Source organism: Bradyrhizobium sp. 139, assembly GCF_023074175.1.
Lineage (GTDB): Bacteria > Pseudomonadota > Alphaproteobacteria > Rhizobiales > Xanthobacteraceae > Bradyrhizobium.
In genome coordinates, this window is record NZ_JADPKS010000102.1 from 1 (window position 1) to 17,523 (window position 17,523).

Here is a 17,523-nt window from a genome sequence, read left to right on the forward strand (position 1 = left end):
CATCGGCCTTCAACAATATCCGCGCCTTCAGCAAGCGCTGGGCCGCGCTCTTGCCTTTTCGTATCAACGCTTCGAGTAGCTCGCGCTCCTCAACGCTCAACCGCACAACATACTTCTTTACCGAAATCTCCTTCGCAGCCATGATCCTCTCCGTCGCTTGCCTCGCGACGGAATCGAATCATGAAATCCATGTCCTTGCAAATTGATTGAAGCGAGCGACTAGGTACGAAAGAAACCGAACCAGACAACGGCCATAGCGATCACCGCGACACTTACGCTGATGAGAAGCAGCAAGAGGATCGAGGGCCCGGGTTCGGCTTCACGCGCTTCCGTGGGTGTTTCGATAATGATGGCGTGCTTTTTCCTCACCATGATTGCACCTAAATTGTGGGTGCTCAGTCGGCGCGGTCAAATACCGATACAATCTCAAGATCCTCCGGCAAGGCATCCGATGGCGTGTCTTCCGCAGCATGGCGCAACGATTCGGTGCTTGCATCCAATCCATCAGTAGTTTCGTTCGCGCCGCTACCGGCGTCGTGACGACGTGGCGGGACTTGATGGTCCCCATCGGCTTCTGTCTTCGCTATCTGTCTGGACATAAGATATCCTTTCGTTTTGGATACCAAGCTGTCCCAACGGGGATAGTTCCTACCCTGGCTGAGCGTCGAGCAAGCGCAGGCGTCTTTGCGAATCGGGTACGCACAAGGTTGAGTATAATTACGTCTCAGGCCCCCGTTGTGCGATGCCAGCCCACGATGAAGGTCAGGTTGGCTACCGCCGAAGAGCAGTTCTTTATTGGCAAGCAAGGCGTCTTGTATCTGGATCTCGATGGGTAGGCCGACTTTGGACCAAACGTTAGCGGGAAGAAAAAGAGGGCCGAAGCCCTCTTTCAAGATCAGTACCGACGATAGCTCCGATGGTATCCGTAGCCGCGACGTACATAGGGGCGGCGGACGACGTAGGCCCCGCGCCGATACACGGGCCTTGTGCGGACACAACCGCGCGCACCGCACACCACTGCAACGTTCTCGACGTTCGAAGACTGGAACTGTCCCAAGGGGGCCAGTGGCATTGCTGAAGCGGTTCCGGTCGAAAGCGCTGCGCCGCCTAACGTGGCCAGTGCGAGAAGTGCGAATCTAAGTTTCATCTAGTTTCTCCTATCGAGCGCAGCCTCCGGGGGCAACGTAGAGGTTCCTCTATGAACGAAGGATGAGCGCCGAGGTTAAATCGCGGTAATCAGGCGTGAAACTGAAGTTCGCTCAGCGAACTGCATCGCTGAGCAATTTGACCTGCGTTGGGGCAAAACAGCGATGTTCTTACCCAATTATTGTCCGCTCTCGCCCGAAGTACAAGTACTCGGCGGGATGATATCGAACGGTCAACTAGCTGGAGCGCCAAACTAACCGCGTTAGTCCGAGTCCACGAGCTATCCGCACGAACGTGGGCTGTGAGTCCCCCTCAATCGCTAACTGGTCGCGCTCCGCGCGCCAAAGAGATCGTTAGAATCGTACCGTGTTTTGCGAGGGCTTTTCTCTTTGAAACTATGTCGGTATCGGGACGAACCTGAGAAGGTGACGCTCTTTGAGTGATTGTTGACGTGCATGAGTGTCCACTATGATTGAACCAGCAAACAGCCTAGTATTGCTGAAGGTGTTTTCTTGCCTCTTCTTTCCATTCTCGATAGAAGCGTCACCTTCAATGGGAAAGGAGCAAAATGGCTAAGACTAAGAAGACTAAAGCTTCAAAGAGCAACAACGCGTACGCAGCAAGGCGGTCCTGGACTAAAGATGACGTTCGGACACTGAAGACGATGGCCAAAGCGAAGGCGGGCGTCACCAAGATATCGAAGTCTCTTAGACGCACTCCGGCAGCCACGACGGTGAAAGCGGCACAACTAGGCGTGTCATTATCGATGCGTTGACGGATTTTGATGTGTTGATGACGGGCTGCTGCCAATTGGCAGCCCGTCTCGCGTCAAGAGTCGCGATCCGTGCAGACGCATTTTGCCATTGGCCGGTTAGAGCCTCTAAAGCTGTGAAGACGTGACGCCTCCAGCGACATTGAGCGGAGGCATTTCTATCTTCAACGAATATTTTGATCGCGGTCTTGAGCAATATTTCGATTCACGAATTTCGTGTTGCGAGCACTGTTACGGCGACTTTTTTCCCGAATGGCCAGGGACCGCAGGTTGCGAGGAGCCATACGCAAATTGTCCGAAAGACGAGCTCAAGGATGGCCGTGTTGCGCTGTATCAGTCAGAAAAGGCAAACGGTACCGAGATGCGTGCAATCATTGGAGCGCTGCTATGGCCATTGCCGGATCATAGGCTCAAGATCGTGATTCGAGACGCCGTTAAACTCGGTGGGGAGCGTAGGAATGACCAACATTCAGACCTTCATCTTGAAGTCCGGCGCGCCCGAGTTGGCGATGTGCGCGCACTGGCGCGCAGACGCTTTTTCAGTGCTCCAAGCGTCGTTCGAGCAGGAAATGAGGTCAATGGAGCTATTTGCTTCGGATCAGAGCCGCGGTATCGCGCTGGTCGCGAAAGCCGATGGCGAGCCGGTCGGGACGTGTCTTCTGGTCGAGTCAGAGATCGAGCCTAACCATGATGTGTCGCCTTGGCTCGCAGGCTTATTCGTTCTCCCAGAGCATCGGCGGAAAGGCGCTGGTGCCGCATTGGTCCGAGCGATAGAACATCAAGCCCGACAACGAGAGTTTTCGCGACTTTACCTGTACACTACGGATGCTGTGGGCTTCCACGAAAGGCTCGGCTGGAGGTGCGAGATCGCACAAACTGGAAGGGCTTCGATACGGCACTGATGGTGCGCCAACTCTAGAGGTGCTGTGCTGGCAGTTGCCGGGTGAGCCATCGCCGCCTCGAAGCTATCTTGCCGCCGACGTGGTTGGTTAGTCTAGAGGCCAACTCGGCCGCTGATGCAGCTTTGTTCAGGTCCTCCCTCGGACCTCGCAGTCAAGCGAACAGTTGCATCGTTACGTCGAATCAACTCTGATCTGGCAGAAGCTAGGAGGAAATACAATGCGAATTCAACTGGCCGCTAGTGGCGGCTTTGCTTATCATGAGTACAGCGGATGCATCGGCATTCTCGATGAGCTTTCGCTGGTGCGGGCTAGGTTCTCCAGTGTTTTCGTTGAGCGGTGTACCAAAGGGGACGACGACGCTGCAGTTCCATATGATTGATCTTCAGGTCCCGAGCTACAACCATGGTGGTGGGAGAGTGCCGTATAAGGGGCAATCGACTGTGCCATGCGGGGCTCTGACGAACTATTCGCCGCCAAGTCCGCCGAGCGGCAGTCATTCGTATCAGATCACAGTCACCGCGTTCGGTCCCAGCAACTCGAACGTCGGAACGGCGACCTTCACGAGGGAATTCCCGGAGAAGAAATGACCTGGGCCGGCCTGTGCGCGCCTATGCATACTCAAGCACTGTATTGCAGGGTCATCAGTTTAGGTTGAAAAGGGTTTGTCCCAAGCGCTCCTTGAGGGTCTCCAGCAAAGACATTCTCGTACTAGCCTACTTGCACAATGTAAGTCGGTGCAGGCGCAATATTCAGTGGCGCCGCTGCTCGATGGGCGACGACCTTCTTCGCAGGTTCACGCTTTGCAACGTGCTTCCTCTTAGAAATATCAGCATCGGCGTTCGAAGCGGCTGGCTTTGGGTTGGCGTTAAGCTCAGCAAACGCGACCTGTGATCCTTGCCGAGCAGATTCGACAGCAGTCGTTGATGGATCGAAAGTCACGCTTGGCGGCACAACAGTCGGCAGACTGGCGTCGATAGCCTGCGACACCGGGGGTGATATGTTCTCGCCCTAGGTGACGAGTCGCACGAGTTTTTACTCAGTCACCATCCACCTCGAGCGTGGTGCTTTCACCAGTCTCAGTATCCGTTGCCTCGATCTCGACAGATCGGCCGTATCTGCGGATGCTGTCCACATCGTATTCCTTGTAGCCGCGCTCGCTGTCCTACACCTCCATGGTCCGGCCGGATCGAACGAGTTGACCTCGCTCGATCTCGATGCTCGATCCGCTGGTTGTGTTGGTGCCGTCCCAGGCGAGCGCTTGCGTGCCGACGAGAGAGGCGGTCATAACAACGAGCAACATGCTTCGGAGCATCACGAGGCAATCTCCTGCTTACCCAGCGCTTACCCAACGGATACGCCCTGGGACGAAATATCCAACAAGTCTTTGTTTTCCTTGGCGCACCCGACACGATTCGAACGTGTGAGGGCAACGGTCAGGCGCGCAGACGATCTCTTAGTCACGGTGTGCTACGGAAGAGCATGGATAAATCTGCTCCTCATTCACGCCTTAGCCGTCCAGCGACCCAATGAAAGTAATCCGCTGGGCCTCTGTTGCGACATCGTCAAACCAGTGTTCTCTACGCTATTATACGATGAGGGCTCCTGCTTTATCCTATAGCGACCGAGCCTACTCCACATCCCTACTGCATGCCCATCCGCTTACGACCCGAATGCAGCACAATGCAGTCACTTAAGAACTGCGATCAACTGACCCACAAGCTTTTCGCGATCTGCGGCACGCAGCTTATCAAGATTGATCTGCTTCCATCGGACTGCGGGAAGCTCTGCCGCTCCATCGACGCCCAGCAGAGTCCAATCTGGCTTCCCGAGCTTGAATCCGATCAGAAATTCCCGATGCTCCTTCGGCATCTTTCCAGATACCTCGGCGATCAAGTTCTCGCGGGCTCTCAATAGCTCATCCAGCGAGACCGGATCTGAGGTCATACCCTCGAAGCCGTGCTCGAATTCCTGGCGGATATCCTTTCGCCGCGGCGCCACAACCTCCGAAATAGGCCGATCATGGCTGATGAGATAGACGATGAAAGCGCGCCTCAGGTCGTCGCTGATTCCCTCATTCGCCAGAAGATCGTGGATGTCAAAAAGATCGCGAGGATGTTGACGGTCAAGGGCCGCGACGATTTTTCCCGCGTAGAGGTCGAAAAACGAGACGACTTGTGTCTCCGCAAAACCAAAGCTCTCCTCGACGTTGGGACGTACGGATCGCATCTCGGGATCGAAGACGCAACCACGAAGGACGGGAGTGACTTCGATCTTGATCTGAGCGCCAGCCCTTTGAAGTGTCAGCTTGGTAACGATGCCTTCCGCGCGGTTCACGACCTCATTCAACTTGACGCCCGGAATTCCCTTGCCAATGGCGACAGCCATTCTTTTCATGCCCGCATCGATCGCGGCCAGCGATTCCGGCCGGCCGGCGACAGGCAGGTAGGTTAAGTCGATATCGACTGACAAACGCGGCATATCGCGCACGAATAGATTGATCGCAGTCCCGCCTTTGAGAGCAAAATCCTTTTCCGCCGCAACGAATGGCAAGGTCTCGATTAGCAGCGCAACCTGATGCCGATAGCGTTCAGACAGGGGCACTGAGATCCTCCGGCACGGTGATCAAATATTTCGGATCGAGCCTTCCGCCTTTCACCAGCATGCGCTTTCCTTTCCCCAAATCGACCTTGTCACGGTCTATTTGCTTCAGCCATGAATGGTTGTGCCGGTCGGCAAACCAGAAGAACAGCCTTTTGACTTTCACGCTTCGGCAATCGTCCAGCAGCTTTTGCAGCTTGCGGGGACTGAGGTTGCGCAAGCCCTCAACAAGCATGTCAGCCTGGTGGAAGCTCTCGCTATTCGGCAGCTCGTCGAGCAGTTCGAGCAACGCGCGCTCGGGCGATGAGACGGTGAGCGGCCATTCGCCCTGGCCCCATATCTGCTTGAATGGGCCTGCCTGGAATTCATCGGCGGCTGCGCCGGTATTGTTCTGGACATTCCAGGCGAAGTTCTTGAGCCCCTTCGTCACCGGATCGGCTTTGAAGAGCGTTGTGCTCTTGCGGAATGTGAAGCGTTCCTTGAGCGGAAGCTTGGACAGCCAGCTGGGCGGAGCAGTGGGACCATACAGATAAACGACGGTCGGTCCTTCAGCCCGGAGGTAGTGCGAGAAGCCCTGCAATTCGAGCGCGGTTCGCCCTCCGACGATCAGGGGGCGCTCAAGCAGCGTCTGAAGCGATATGACGGCCTTCTGCCATGTCAGAGTGCCAAGCGGACGCTTGAAAGTTCCACGCGTCGGCTGAACCAGCCAGCCAGCCGAAACATACTGGCTGCGCAGACCTGTCGAATAGCCATGTTTCGTCATCCACCCAGCATCGACCAATAGGCCTTCCGGGAGGGTACGTTCAAGGTGGTTTAGTTTACCGCCTGAATGCTCAGTCATACTAAGCAATATAGCAACATTTCAAACCAACGGCAAGTTTATAGATTTGCAAATTTGCTAAGCCTGACTATGCAGAAATCTCATGATCAAAACCCGGCTTGCGGGGCACGCCCAATCACATTTCGATCTCCAATGCGCAGCCATGGGTGAAGCGAGGCGAAAAAGGGAAGCCGTCTTAAACGGGCCGTGTCCATGCAGCTCGGGGAAGACCGCGCGCCTTTGTTGCTTCAACGGGCAGGGCTGGCACAAGCCGTCCGCAGTCCTTGGACTCAAAGCGCTGCCTGCCACGGGACGTGTCGAAAAATGTTACATGAAGGAGCTGGGATCATGCTTTCCCCCCATCTCGGCCGAGCATATCATTTCGGATTCCGTCTGCCGCGTATTGATGGGCGACGGTGAGTTCTCGATCTCAGGCGTTCCCTGGCTGGAAGCGGGCGAAACAAAGATCATGCCGCCTCTCCAGACAAAATGCCTCTGTACCAAGCACAACAGCGCGCTGAGCCCGCTCGATGCCTCTGCACATTACTTCTTCGCCTCCCTCAAATCTTATCTCGAACACGATGCCGGGTCGCGACACGCCATTCTATCCGGGCATGACCTCGAACGCTGGATTTTGAAAACCGCCAAAGCAGCTGCCGTGTCCCGCAACCTGGCACGCGGAAGAGAACGACTGTCGGGTGCGTTTTCGCGGGATGAAGCAATTCTCGACATGCTTGACGACCCCCGACATTGGTCCGAAGGGGCGGGGCTTTACTGTACCATGAACACGGGCGACATCGCGGAAAACACCCCGCGCTTTCAGTTCCAGCCGCTGACAGATGAGCACGACGAAATCAAAGCGTGGCGATCAACATCATGGGCTTTCGCTTCGAGTTGCTGCTCGAAGCGCCTGATCTGAGCAAGCATCCCTCCTTGATCGGTGCAAGATATCGGCCGAGCCGAATCCTGATCTCGTATCCAACATCAACGAACTGGGTGACACTGAGCTGGGAAGACGACAAAAAACATGAGGAATTGACTGTCCAATGGCTTCAGCGTCGTTGACCCTTCGCGACGGACAAACCGTTCGGCTCCGGGCGCCGCACAGACCGGCATGGTTCGAGTCGCTCATCAGGGTTGGTTCTGCCAGCCAGCCGCTACCGCGTTGGCGCGTTCCGTTGCAGCCGAGCCATTCAGATGCACGCGGAGCCACTGCGTGAGCTTCCCCGTCGAGCCCGGGGCTGGCGAGGTAGACGAGCGAGGGCTCTTTGTTGTGCAGGTCCCCGACATCCGCGCCAGGGTCTTGCCGCTGTTCAGCTTCGATCCGCGGCGATCCAGCGACCGCCCGATTGGCCACGGCACGACCTTTCGCATCGACCCATGGTCCCGCTGTCTCACCGCATACCACGTCCTGGAGGATCTCTTCGAGGTTGACGAAGCCGGCACCGGGGCGGAGCTTCGACCGGATCTGCGGCTTGCAGCGCTGGAGGTCGAGGGTGCTGGATTCGGCCTGGTCGGGTTGCGCGCGGACGCTTGGCGACCATTGGCGGGATCGTATGCGCTCTGCGGCGTTGAGGCCCCGCCCTTTCAGACGCCGCGTCTTCGGAATCTGACGGAACTGGTCGTGTTGAGGATCAGACCTGCAACGCGCACCTCCGAGGGCACGCCATACTGGCCACTCGATCTTCGGCGATGGCGGCCGGTGCGCCGCGAGCGCGTGCTCGCACTCGGCTTCGCGGACCTCGATGTTGAAGAGGGCAGCGAGGAACGGCCAATCTCCCAATATCTGTATGGGTCCTTGGGAGAGATCACGGACGTGGAGCCGGCAGACGGGGCACGCGGCCGCCCCTGGCCGGTGATCAGAGTCGCCGCCGAATGGCCGGGCGGCATGAGCGGCGGCCCGGTGTTCAACGAGCTCGGCCACGTCATAGGTGTGGTCAGCAGCGGTATCGCCGGTGGGACCGGCTCGGCAACCTTCTTCTCAGGCTGGAACATGGCCGAGCGGATCATGGGTTCGATCGATCCAAGCAATCCCGGGCATTTTCTGTGTCACGGCGTTTTCGACAATGCCGGCGAGCTCGCCTACGCAACGCAGGATGCCGAGCAAGCAAGGCGCTTCGCCGGGACTCGCGGATTGAGAGACCTCGCCGTCGTTTCCATCGACCCGCACCAGGATGGCTGGATGCGAGTGAACGGACGATGGTGACGTGCATGAATCGGAAACGGTTCGCGGCGCTGGCGATGTGGTGTCGCAGCACCGGGCCCGTCGGCTGTCCCGGGCGGTCTCGTAGCTGCTATCGTCGAGGTGGCCACGATCCGCGTGCCTTTCCTTCTAACGAGCGCCATCGCCGAATTCGCCGGCGCCCGGATCGCTAAACAAAAACGAGAAATCGCACCGAACCTTGGCGCTGAGTTCGTGGTCAGGAAAACGCTCCATCGCAGCCGCCCAAACCTCCGCCACCGTTGCCGCATCACCGCTGTTCCAGTGAGCGCCGCCAAGATCGAACATCGCCACGGCATATTCTGGGTCGAGCGCAAGCGCCCTCTCGTAGGCGTCGATCGCCTCTCGCCAGTTGCCGAGGCTGGCGTAAGACGTAGCCAGTTGAAACCAGCTCATGGCGTCCGGCTGAACGATCTGCGCCTGCTCCAGCAGCAGCGGTACGCTCTCCTCGAACCGCTCCAGCAGCAGCGGTACGCTCTCCTCGAACCGCTCCAGCGATTTGAGGGCAATCGCCAGGCAATAACCATATTCGCCGCCCGCCAAGTCATAGGCCTTGCGGAAGCAGCGCTCCGCCTCCACCCAGTCCTCGTCATCCTGCGCCCAATGGCCCAGACGATCCCAGGCCAGCGCAGCGTTCTCGGGGTCGACGTGGGCGATGTGGCGATCAAATTCCTCGCGGAATTCGTTATAGCTCCTTCCGATATTCTCCCCTTGGCCGCGCAGATAGAACGTCGTCATGAGAAGCTCCCACCTCGCGGCGGCGTGCTCGGGGTTTGCCTTGACATAGCGTTGCCAGAAGGGCGCAGCTTGGCGGGCGTTGTCCACGTTCGCGCGCCCGAAGCCCGCGACTAGACGGCCACACCAGGGCCAAATCCAACCGAGGCGATCGGCCTGAGCCACTAGTCCTTGTCACCAAATAGCCTGATGTCTGTGTCCGTTATCGCGACGAAGTCTTTCGCTCGGATGCCCTTCTCGTTCAGGGCCCTGAGAAAGCCCTTGCGCTCGCTCTCGCGGAATTGGCTCGACTTGTGGATCACGATCCGAGCCGGCATGTGCTCAAGCGCTCGGTCATACTCGTCCAGCGCGTCGCGCAGCAACTCGTAGGCCTGATCCTCGCTCAGGTACGGGTGACGGTTCTTCTTGTCGATCGACACCGGCGTACCGCGAAGAATGATCCCGTGGCCGAACTCGTCGAAGACCTGCGCCAGGCTCGACGATACCGTCTCTCCGTCGCGGCTCTTGTAGAAACCGATGCCGATGTAGCACGACCGCAGCTTCGCCGTATCCTCGACGAGCCGCCAAGGGATCGTCTTGTTGCCCTTGTAGTAGAGCGCCGTGACGAAGTTCCATGCTTTCGTAGCCGGGTCCTGCTGATCTCCCGCCTGCTTGGTAATGAGGATGGTCTTCTCTCGCACCAATTGCAGCGGGGTGCCGAGGTGCATGTTCTTGGCCTTCAGGATGCGTCTGAAGTTGTGTTCAAGCTCGCTATCCCCCGAATCATCATCGTCGCTCTCCGAGGTCGTCGTGATGGAGTCGAACATCTCATTCGGCATCACGCAGACGATCACGTCCACCGATCTATTCTCAGCGAGGAAGCGAATCTGCTCGTAGTAGAGCTCAACGGCCTTCCCCACTCGCTCCGCTCGGGATGCGAGCTTAACTACCGCCGAGATATCCGACTTCTTGGTGGTGCGGGTGGCCCCCAACATAACTGGCCTTTCTTGACGGGTTATAGAGCCTGGCCGGCTGGAAAGTGATCTGTAATGTCTGATTTGCCGGCCGACTCACCCGGTGTGTACGACGTCGGCATCCTGCAGCCGTTCGTGGATGCTCTGCCTGAAGAGGAACAGCGCAGCGGAATGGTCGTGCTGTTCAATCTTGTGCAGCTTCACCGCCTGGTCAACGATTTCGGTGGTGCCGTCGCGCTTCTCGATCACGTCGAGATCGAGGTAAAGAAAATTCAGGTCTTGAGGACGACACAGTCGGTCTTATTCAACCGCGCGCTGCACATGTATAAGATATGGAGCGAAATGGCAGGGAGGGATGCCGCCGCTACCATTTTTCATTTTGGAAAAACCATCGACGCTATTCGCAGTGGCATGCGCAAATTGCCGACAATCTTGAACGGTGTCGATCATGACCGATTGCGCGCGGCCAGCAAGCAGTTCCACCGATCCTTTCCGGATTATGCGCTGATCAGGCATGGAGCCGGACATCGCGCCGAGAGCACGGCATCAATCCAATCTCTTAATAAACATTCCGAGGACGGAACCTTCATTTTCGGCGCGATCAAAGACCGTGTTTATACCGTCACGTTTGAAAGCAAGCACCGCACTTTGGCAATCGATATGCCGACGCGACGCATTCTTGCTCAGATTGCAAAGAGCATCTACGAAGCTTTTCCAAAACTGACAGAAAGCTTGCCGACTATCCTCGTTGTGGAGGAGGTCGATCTTGAAGCGTCCAAGCCCGACAATATCAGCGGTGAGAGTTGTTGATCGGTAGGGCACCTTGCCAGCAAGTCACCGAATATTTGTCACGCGCATGTTTGTGCCGACAACATCTCGCCACAGTGGAAGAATCATTCAGTTATTCGTCGATGGCGATTGCAGGCGGATGCTGCACCGCCACCGAGCCGTCGTGCGCAGTGGCAGAAGAGCAAGAGCATGATCCATCAAGCTCTTGGTGCTGATGCCCCAGTGCTTCATTGCGACTAACCAAAGCTAAACGCACCGCCTCGCGAACCAGGAAACCCGCGCTAGCGGTTGATCGTCGCTTTATCCGAGCAGATCACAAGACGGCGCGAGCCGCGCGTCATCGCAACATAAAGATGCCGGCTGTCCATCACATCAGGATTGAGGATTACGCAGACATCGGCTTCCAGCCCCTTAAGCAGGAGCGTGCTGCCAACCGTCCGCCTAGCAAGGGGCCTGCCGATCAGGCGAGATTGTTCTCGAACCTGCACCGCGGCATCGAGGAGCGAAAGCCCGTCGTGCGATCCGCAAGCTTGAAACATCCGGTGGCAACCACGCAGCACAGGTGGCCGGTGTGTTCGAACGCCCGCGTCCTTGCTGATGGCGGCCAAGACCGCAGACGCACCCGCGTAACTCGGCTTGCCCGCGAATTCCATTGCCGCACGTTCAACTTCCGATGGCTCCTTCCGGGCGCGCCCAGCCCGAAGCGTCTTGACGCGCGTGAGAAGGTCGTCCGGCCCCACATTCGTCATCACGAGGGCGGCGAAATTAACAAGGCGATCCAAGGCTTGCGCGTGGCCAAGATCGAATGCGTTCGCGAATTCCACGAGATCGCGCATGTCAACGCTTTCCGCCGCGACGGCGCCCGGCGTCTGGCTGGCAAAACGCCGCTGCTCCGCTGGCTTCGTCGCATCCGCGACGATCAGCACGCAACCGTCCGCCGTGGGTGCCTTGGTCAGGCACACCTTGAGCCTTATGGCATGATCGTTAGATCCATCGAGAAGAACGTGAACTACGTTCTTGGGCGCCGAGGTAAGGTCGATGCTCCCATCGGCAAGAAGCGTCTTGCGGGCTTCCAGCAGCCAGTGACCGAATGCCTCTTCTCCTGCGTTTTTCCATCGCCAGGGCGTGCCCAACTCACCCGCACTTCCGAAAGTCGCATGCACGTCGTTATCCCAATCGACGAGCGTGTTTCCCTTGAATCCGAAAATTGCCTGCATCGGATCGCCAAGGACGCAGGACGGAAGCGCATCTCCCATAACCTTCGCCAGCGCATGCTGCACAGCCGAGCAATCCTGATATTCATCGACAAAGAGTCTGTCGTAGGTCGCCCGCAGGACGTCGCTGAGATGTCCCGCTTCTAAGAGGGCGACCGCCGCTTTGCGTATCGCGGGATAGTCCGATCCAGGGCTCGCCAGTTGCAAGATTGCCGGGTTGTGTCCGCTGCGCGCCGGAAACATTGAAATGATCCGCATGGCAAAGCCATCGAGCGTCGCAAGGCGATAACGCGACGACGCAACGCGCGCGCGGTCGAGGCGTCCGCGCAAGGCGGCCACGCCCGCGTTTGTGTGCGTCAGGACCAGAATCGGTTTGGACTTGGAGTGGCGCGATAGCGCGCCGGCGATCAACTGCGTCTTTCCGCAGCCGGCGGGAGCCGTGATCGCGCCGCGCTCGATTTCCAGCAGGTCGATTTCAGGCGCGGCCATCGTCGATCCACGCGAAAATGCGCTCGACGATCGCGCGGAAGCCCGCATCGCATTGCGCGAGAGCCGGCCCCACGATTTCACGGCCGCAATGCTCCATCGCGGTCACGGATTTGAACCACGGATTGTTCTTTGTGGCACACGCCTTAGCAAGACAGGTGCGGGTTTCCGGTGTGACAGCCTTGCGGCATGCGGCGAGCGCGATCTTGCCGCCGGAGGCCGAGGTGATGTGGGCACCAACGAGTTCTTCACCATGAAGCTTGACGGCATGCGCGAGAAGCGCGGTTACGGCGTCGGCCGGGAGGGAGGCGAACAGCTCATCTTCGAGCGCACAGCCTTCCCGCCACCGGAAAATAGCCCCCACGGCTTTACTGAATGTCTCTTCGATACCCCTGTCAGGCTGCTTGTCATCGTCGCGCAGAACATTGGTGCGGTAGCCGAGGCTGTGGAATGCGTTCGCGCGGCGATAAAGATTATCGCACCCGTTGGCATCCACCAGCGTCACGCCCACCGCCTGCATCGGCACTTTACCGCCAGCCGTTCGAAACTGGTCGATACCGCGCACCAACCCGACTTCGCTTGCGCCCTCGCAGATCAGAACGGACGAACTCAGGAAGGCTTCAGGAAATAACCGCAACGTGCCCTGGATTTCGGCCTTAGTGCCAACAACCCTCGCATGGTGCCCATCCTTGCCGCGTCTCAACACCGTGAGTTGCTCCGCCGACAACTCACGCACGACGACGGGCGAGTGCGTTGTCAGGAAGCCTTGCAGCGGCGGCGGGGTCTCCTTCGATCCGATCGACTGCAACAGCCTGACGAGCCGGTGCGGTTCGAGGCCATGCTCAACCTCGTCAATCAGAATGACCGTCGCTTCCTTAGCGGCTTTCCGCTGAAGACCCGCGACCAACAGGCGGGCAGAGCCCGTGCCGAGGCCACGAAGCGGAATTCCGGCCTCGTTGTGAAGCGCGATCGTGCCGCCGCTGAACGATACGGAATGCGCGTCCAAAAGCGCCTTGGGCTGTGTGCCGATGTCGATGCCAAGTTCGCGCGCGGTCGTTCCGACGATACCGAGCGTGGCGGAGAGTTGCTGTTCTGCGATATCGCCGAAGGCGGCCCGCGCTTGGCGCGCCGCCTCGGCCATCGCGCCCGAGGTTTCGGCCTTCTCGTCGGAAAGCTTCGTCAGCACCGAGCCGCGCCGCCATGCCAGATCGTTCTCGGCAAACGCGCCGATGCGCGTTGGGCAAAGCCGGTTGCGGTCGCTCCAGGTAAGATACCGAGTCTGTCCCTGTGCTTCGGAGCGCTCCGAAATGAGCGTCCATACCGGCTCGAGATCATTTTTCACGGAAAGGTTCAGGGTCAGCACCGTCTCCTTACCGCTTTCGGGCTCATCGTCGATTTCGCCCGCCGCCGCGTCGAAGGACCGAAGATAGTTGCCGTACACCTCCATGCTCTTGAGGCTGTCATCCAGTTCGCCCAGCGTGATCGAGATAGATATCGGCGCTGAAACGTCCAGCCCGTGGAAATCCGCGTCTGAGAACGAAAGGCTGCGTCTCGCGCCAAGGCAGAGATCGATCGCGTCAAGAACTGACGACTTGCCCGCATCGCCGGAACCGATCAGGCAGTTGATGCCGCTCGACGGTCGCCAGGTGAAGGACTTGAGGCAACGAAAGTTGCGAATGTCGACGACGCGGATGCGGGCCACGGAAGGACTCAAATAAGATTAACGAAGAGGCTAAAGCATACACTGTTACAATCTGCGGTCGCTAGCCCGAACCGGCGCGCCGCAACCATTGAGTAGTGGGACGGAGCTGCGCCATTCCATATGTACAGGCAGAACGCCCTGGAATCGACAAAGCATCCCTACCACATGCCCGCATGCGTCTTGGGGCTTTGTGCTCAGTCGGGCGATAGCGTACTTTATCTACGCCGCGAGCCGCGGTATCTGCCCTTCGGCCAACCGAAGGAATTGAGTGTTGCAAGCCCGGGATTTGGACTTCCCTGGGAACATTCGAAGCCGCAGTTGGATCGCAGACGTTGCGCTCTTGCCGGTCGGCAAGAGCGTTGGATTTTCAGTCCGGTTGGGTTGGCACGATGGCAGCCCGGCGCCGCTGTAGATCCCCAAAGTGCAGGCAGCATTCACACGGTAGGCGCTGAATTTTCAGATTGCAGGAGCCGAGCCCAAGAGCTTTGACGATTGCTCAGTAAATTGCCTGTATGCAAGACAATTGGTTCTCGGGACCACAATTGGGGGGATCGTACCGTGACAGCTTCTCTTGATGGCGAAATTCGCGGCGGTCACCATCATATGCAGGTCCGCGTCTATTTCGAAGATACGGACTCCTCTAACTGGACGTTGTCGTAGTAGCCAAACGTGCTGATCTTCCCCGTTTTGGCGCGGTTTTCTGAGAAAAGCTTCATGCTGAAAAGGGCAGCAGCGTTGAGGTACGGTGTATATTCGTAGGGCCTCCGCTTGCGGACCGGATGCACTATAATGCAATCAACCAAGTTGCGGAAAGCGATGCGGGTTTCGATCGCCTTCGGATTTACCTTGAGCGCGGTGACCAGTCTCTTAGCCTCCGAGCGGTATCGGTCCCCGAAATTCGGATGCTCGAAAGGGATCACGTTTTCGTCGCCATTGCCGAGCAACCGCAATTGCTCTTCGACAGTTTCCCGCTCCACGTCGCATTCATCTATCCGCTTCAACAACTCATCCGGCTTACGACGGCTGTTTGCGATCGCATATGACAAGCGCTCTATCTCAGTATTCAACACATGGCGTCGACGCTCTAGGTTAGAGCGTTCGCTGTTCTTTCGCTGATCGCTCTTCCGCTCCTCCTTCCAAGCACGCATCGCCTCTTCGATGGCTTTCGGCGAAAGCAATCTCTGTTCCATTTTGTCGGCAACATCCTTCAGCAGAACGTCCATATCAAAGCTGCGCGTATGCTCGCAGGTGGCTCGCTGATGCGCATTGGCGCATGCGGCGCGTGGCCCGCCATTCCGGGAGGATTGAGCGATTCGCATATGGCAGTTGCAGACGCCGCACCGAAGGACTCCGGCAAGCGGGTGCTCATTGTTGCGCGGGACCACGGGTCGGCGCCGCGGCTTGCCGGTCGGCCCGAACATATGGATGGCGCGCTCACTACGAACCTTCTGCGCGCGATCCCAGAGCTCTTGCGGAATGATCCGTAGCCCGGCGTTTTTAACGACGATGCGGCGTTCTTCCGGATTGCGGCGCTTCTGCTTCTTCTGCGTTTCCGGATTGAGAATTGTTGAGCGAACATTCCAGTGTATCTCGCCGATATACAGCTCGTTGCCGATAATACCGCGACCATGGCGACCGCCAGTGATGCACTGGTGATTCCAGGTGGTACGACCGGCCTTGTTCTTGTGACGGGTGGCCCCAGGCGAGGGCACGTCTTCGCGGGTGAGATCGGCGGCGATATCTCGCGTTGAACGGCCCGACGTATATTCCATGAAGATACGGCGCACGATCTTCGCTTCACTCTCATCGATGATCCGCTCGCCAGGTGCGCTCGGCCTCGGCCGATAACCATAGGCGTATGAGCCAGGAATTCTTCCGTTGGCGACGGCGTTATCATGCCCGCGCCGAACCTTGTCGGCGAGCTGCGGCTTGTAGATTGTATTGTAGAGACTTGCGATGCTGATGTCAGTTGCGGTCGCATAAACGCCTTTCTGATCCATCAGCTCAACGTGGTTGAACTCAAGCACCTGCTTGAGGCGCTGAATGGTTGCGGGATCGCGCGACAAGCGGTCAAAATGCTCGACGATGATCACGTCAAAGTCATGCTTTCGCACACCATTGAGCAATCGCTGATAGCCATCGCGCGCATCTTCGGTAAGGCCAGACTTTGCAGCGTCGACAAATTCACCCACTACATCCAGGTCATTGCGCGCGGCGACCTTCCGGCAGAGCAATAACTGACCGTCAATCGAGGTCACTTTTTGCATGTCGCTCGAATACCGGGCGTATAGCACGGCCGTCTTTTTCGGTGACGCTGTCGCCATCACGCTCCCCTATCGGCTGCCCCAAACCATCATTTTCATCCCGCGCAAGCTGCCGTCCGATAGCGCGCGCCAGCTCAAGCCAAATTTCCTCATTGTCAGGATTGTCCCAACTTTGAGGGTGCGAAGGATCAAGCGGTCGGATGATCGCCTTTTGCCCCCGAGGCGATCGGGTTCGGGTACGCATCACAGAGGGGCCTTCATAAGCTAACGTAATTTTCCATCCTGCGCTACGGCTAGCTGGCAGGGCTCACGGGCGGCGCTCGCATCTTTCGTTCGCAGGCTCAATCGAAGCGCACCTGTGATTTTGCGTTTTCGCCAAATCTAGATCGTTCTCCAGCAGCAGCGTCAGTCAGGAAGCGCGGTGACCGGACAAGATTCACGACAAAGGGACAGATGACTTTTGCTTTTCTACCGCTCATGGAAGTTTCGATCTGCAACGGCGAGTCCATTCATGTTGACTGCTGTCACCATGAATGAAAATGAGATTTTTCAATTGTCAGGCGTTAGCGTGTTGCTGCGCAGATGATCGTAGGCGAGCGGGGATTCGCTAAACAAAGCGGAGTAAAAATACTTGCGCGTAAAAGTGCGAAAAAATGCGATGGATACTGTTCATAGCTTGACGTCGCCGTTCTCGCGTCACGTGCGAACGTCGTCCAACCGGAGGCGAGACAGGCATTGGCAGGAGAAAACTGGTGATGGTGGCCGGGGCACGTTGGGGCAGCGCCGACCCGGTAGCCGTCCGCGTGTCAATGATCTCCGGCAGCTACATGTCGCGGAGCTTGGCAAGCGGGCTTTGGTTCGCGGCTATCGGCCCCCTCTCAAGGCTGAAACAGGGGTTCGATTCCCCTAGGGAGCGCCAGC

Annotated in this window: 13 protein-coding genes, 1 tRNA gene and 2 pseudogenes; 6 read left to right on the forward strand and 10 right to left on the reverse strand. The window is 57.9% G+C overall.

What is annotated here, in order from left to right; translation table 11 throughout:
- Positions 1-395: 395 nt before the first annotated feature.
- Entirely contained in the window at positions 396-893 is a 498-nt protein-coding gene (locus IVA80_RS22375) for a hypothetical protein (RefSeq protein WP_247435312.1), read from the reverse strand.
- 1,483 nt (positions 894-2,376) lie between these two features.
- Here IVA80_RS22375 and IVA80_RS22380 point away from each other — a divergent pair.
- Entirely contained in the window at positions 2,377-2,820 is a 444-nt protein-coding gene (locus IVA80_RS22380; RefSeq protein WP_247435315.1) for a GNAT family N-acetyltransferase, read from the forward strand.
- A gap of 1,036 nt (positions 2,821-3,856) precedes the next feature.
- Here IVA80_RS22380 and IVA80_RS38395 read toward each other — a convergent pair.
- The 4 genes and pseudogenes from IVA80_RS38395 to IVA80_RS22395 form a co-directional block, all read right to left on the reverse strand.
- Positions 3,857-3,955, reverse strand: a pseudogene (locus IVA80_RS38395) (DUF5334 family protein); the annotation flags it as partial.
- Between the two features lie 27 nt (positions 3,956-3,982).
- The gene (locus IVA80_RS22385; RefSeq protein ID WP_247435318.1) at positions 3,983-4,135 is read right to left on the reverse strand and encodes a hypothetical protein; all 153 of its coding nucleotides are present in this window, start codon (positions 4,133-4,135) and stop codon (positions 3,983-3,985) included.
- A gap of 371 nt (positions 4,136-4,506) precedes the next feature.
- A complete protein-coding gene (locus IVA80_RS22390; protein ID WP_247280256.1) occupies positions 4,507-5,421 on the reverse strand; it encodes a nucleotidyl transferase AbiEii/AbiGii toxin family protein in 915 nt (304 codons plus the stop codon).
- Positions 5,408-6,259 (reverse strand): type IV toxin-antitoxin system AbiEi family antitoxin, encoded by an 852-nt coding sequence (locus tag IVA80_RS22395; RefSeq protein ID WP_247280255.1) that lies wholly within the window; start codon positions 6,257-6,259, stop codon positions 5,408-5,410. Before IVA80_RS22395 ends, IVA80_RS22390 begins: the two co-directional genes overlap by 14 nt.
- Before the next feature lie 310 nt (positions 6,260-6,569).
- Between IVA80_RS22395 and IVA80_RS22400 the strand changes: the two genes are divergently transcribed.
- Both IVA80_RS22400 and IVA80_RS22405 read left to right on the forward strand, forming a co-directional pair.
- Positions 6,570-7,157 (forward strand): hypothetical protein, encoded by a 588-nt coding sequence (locus IVA80_RS22400; protein WP_247435322.1) that lies wholly within the window; start codon positions 6,570-6,572, stop codon positions 7,155-7,157.
- A 297-nt stretch (positions 7,158-7,454) separates the two neighbouring features.
- Complete coding sequence (locus tag IVA80_RS22405; RefSeq protein ID WP_247435325.1) at positions 7,455-8,444, forward strand: trypsin-like peptidase domain-containing protein; 990 nt, start codon at positions 7,455-7,457, stop codon at positions 8,442-8,444.
- Positions 8,445-8,570: 126 nt separating this feature from the next.
- On the opposite strand, the gene IVA80_RS22410 is transcribed toward IVA80_RS22405, so the two are convergent.
- Together IVA80_RS22410 and IVA80_RS22415 are read right to left on the reverse strand one after the other, a co-directional pair.
- A complete protein-coding gene (locus IVA80_RS22410; protein ID WP_247435327.1) occupies positions 8,571-9,197 on the reverse strand; it encodes a tetratricopeptide repeat protein in 627 nt (208 codons plus the stop codon).
- Between the two features lie 161 nt (positions 9,198-9,358).
- Complete coding sequence (locus IVA80_RS22415; protein WP_247435330.1) at positions 9,359-10,168, reverse strand: hypothetical protein; 810 nt, start codon at positions 10,166-10,168, stop codon at positions 9,359-9,361.
- A gap of 54 nt (positions 10,169-10,222) precedes the next feature.
- On the opposite strand from IVA80_RS22415, the gene IVA80_RS22420 reads away from it, so the two are divergent.
- Positions 10,223-10,957 (forward strand): hypothetical protein, encoded by a 735-nt coding sequence (locus IVA80_RS22420; RefSeq protein WP_247435333.1) that lies wholly within the window; start codon positions 10,223-10,225, stop codon positions 10,955-10,957.
- A 260-nt stretch (positions 10,958-11,217) separates the two neighbouring features.
- On the opposite strand, the gene IVA80_RS22425 is transcribed toward IVA80_RS22420, so the two are convergent.
- Both IVA80_RS22425 and IVA80_RS22430 read right to left on the reverse strand, forming a co-directional pair.
- On the reverse strand, positions 11,218-12,639 hold the full coding sequence (locus tag IVA80_RS22425; RefSeq protein ID WP_247435336.1) for a UvrD-helicase domain-containing protein: 1,422 nt from the start codon (positions 12,637-12,639) through the stop codon (positions 11,218-11,220).
- The gene (locus IVA80_RS22430; protein WP_247435341.1) at positions 12,626-14,338 is read right to left on the reverse strand and encodes an ATP-binding protein; all 1,713 of its coding nucleotides are present in this window, start codon (positions 14,336-14,338) and stop codon (positions 12,626-12,628) included. Before IVA80_RS22430 ends, IVA80_RS22425 begins: the two co-directional genes overlap by 14 nt.
- A gap of 558 nt (positions 14,339-14,896) precedes the next feature.
- On the opposite strand from IVA80_RS22430, the pseudogene IVA80_RS38650 reads away from it, so the two are divergent.
- A pseudogene (locus tag IVA80_RS38650) lies at positions 14,897-14,980 on the forward strand (4-hydroxybenzoyl-CoA thioesterase); the annotation flags it as partial.
- On the opposite strand, the gene IVA80_RS22440 reads toward IVA80_RS38650, so the two are convergent.
- Positions 14,956-16,662: a recombinase family protein gene (locus IVA80_RS22440; protein WP_247435343.1), complete on the reverse strand. Its 1,707-nt coding sequence runs from the start codon at positions 16,660-16,662 to the stop codon at positions 14,956-14,958. The pseudogene IVA80_RS38650 and the gene IVA80_RS22440 sit on opposite strands and share 25 nt — an antisense overlap.
- Positions 16,663-17,452: 790 nt before the next feature.
- Here IVA80_RS22440 and IVA80_RS22445 point away from each other — a divergent pair.
- Positions 17,453-17,521 (forward strand) — tRNA-Ser (locus IVA80_RS22445).
- Positions 17,522-17,523 lie beyond the last annotated feature (2 nt).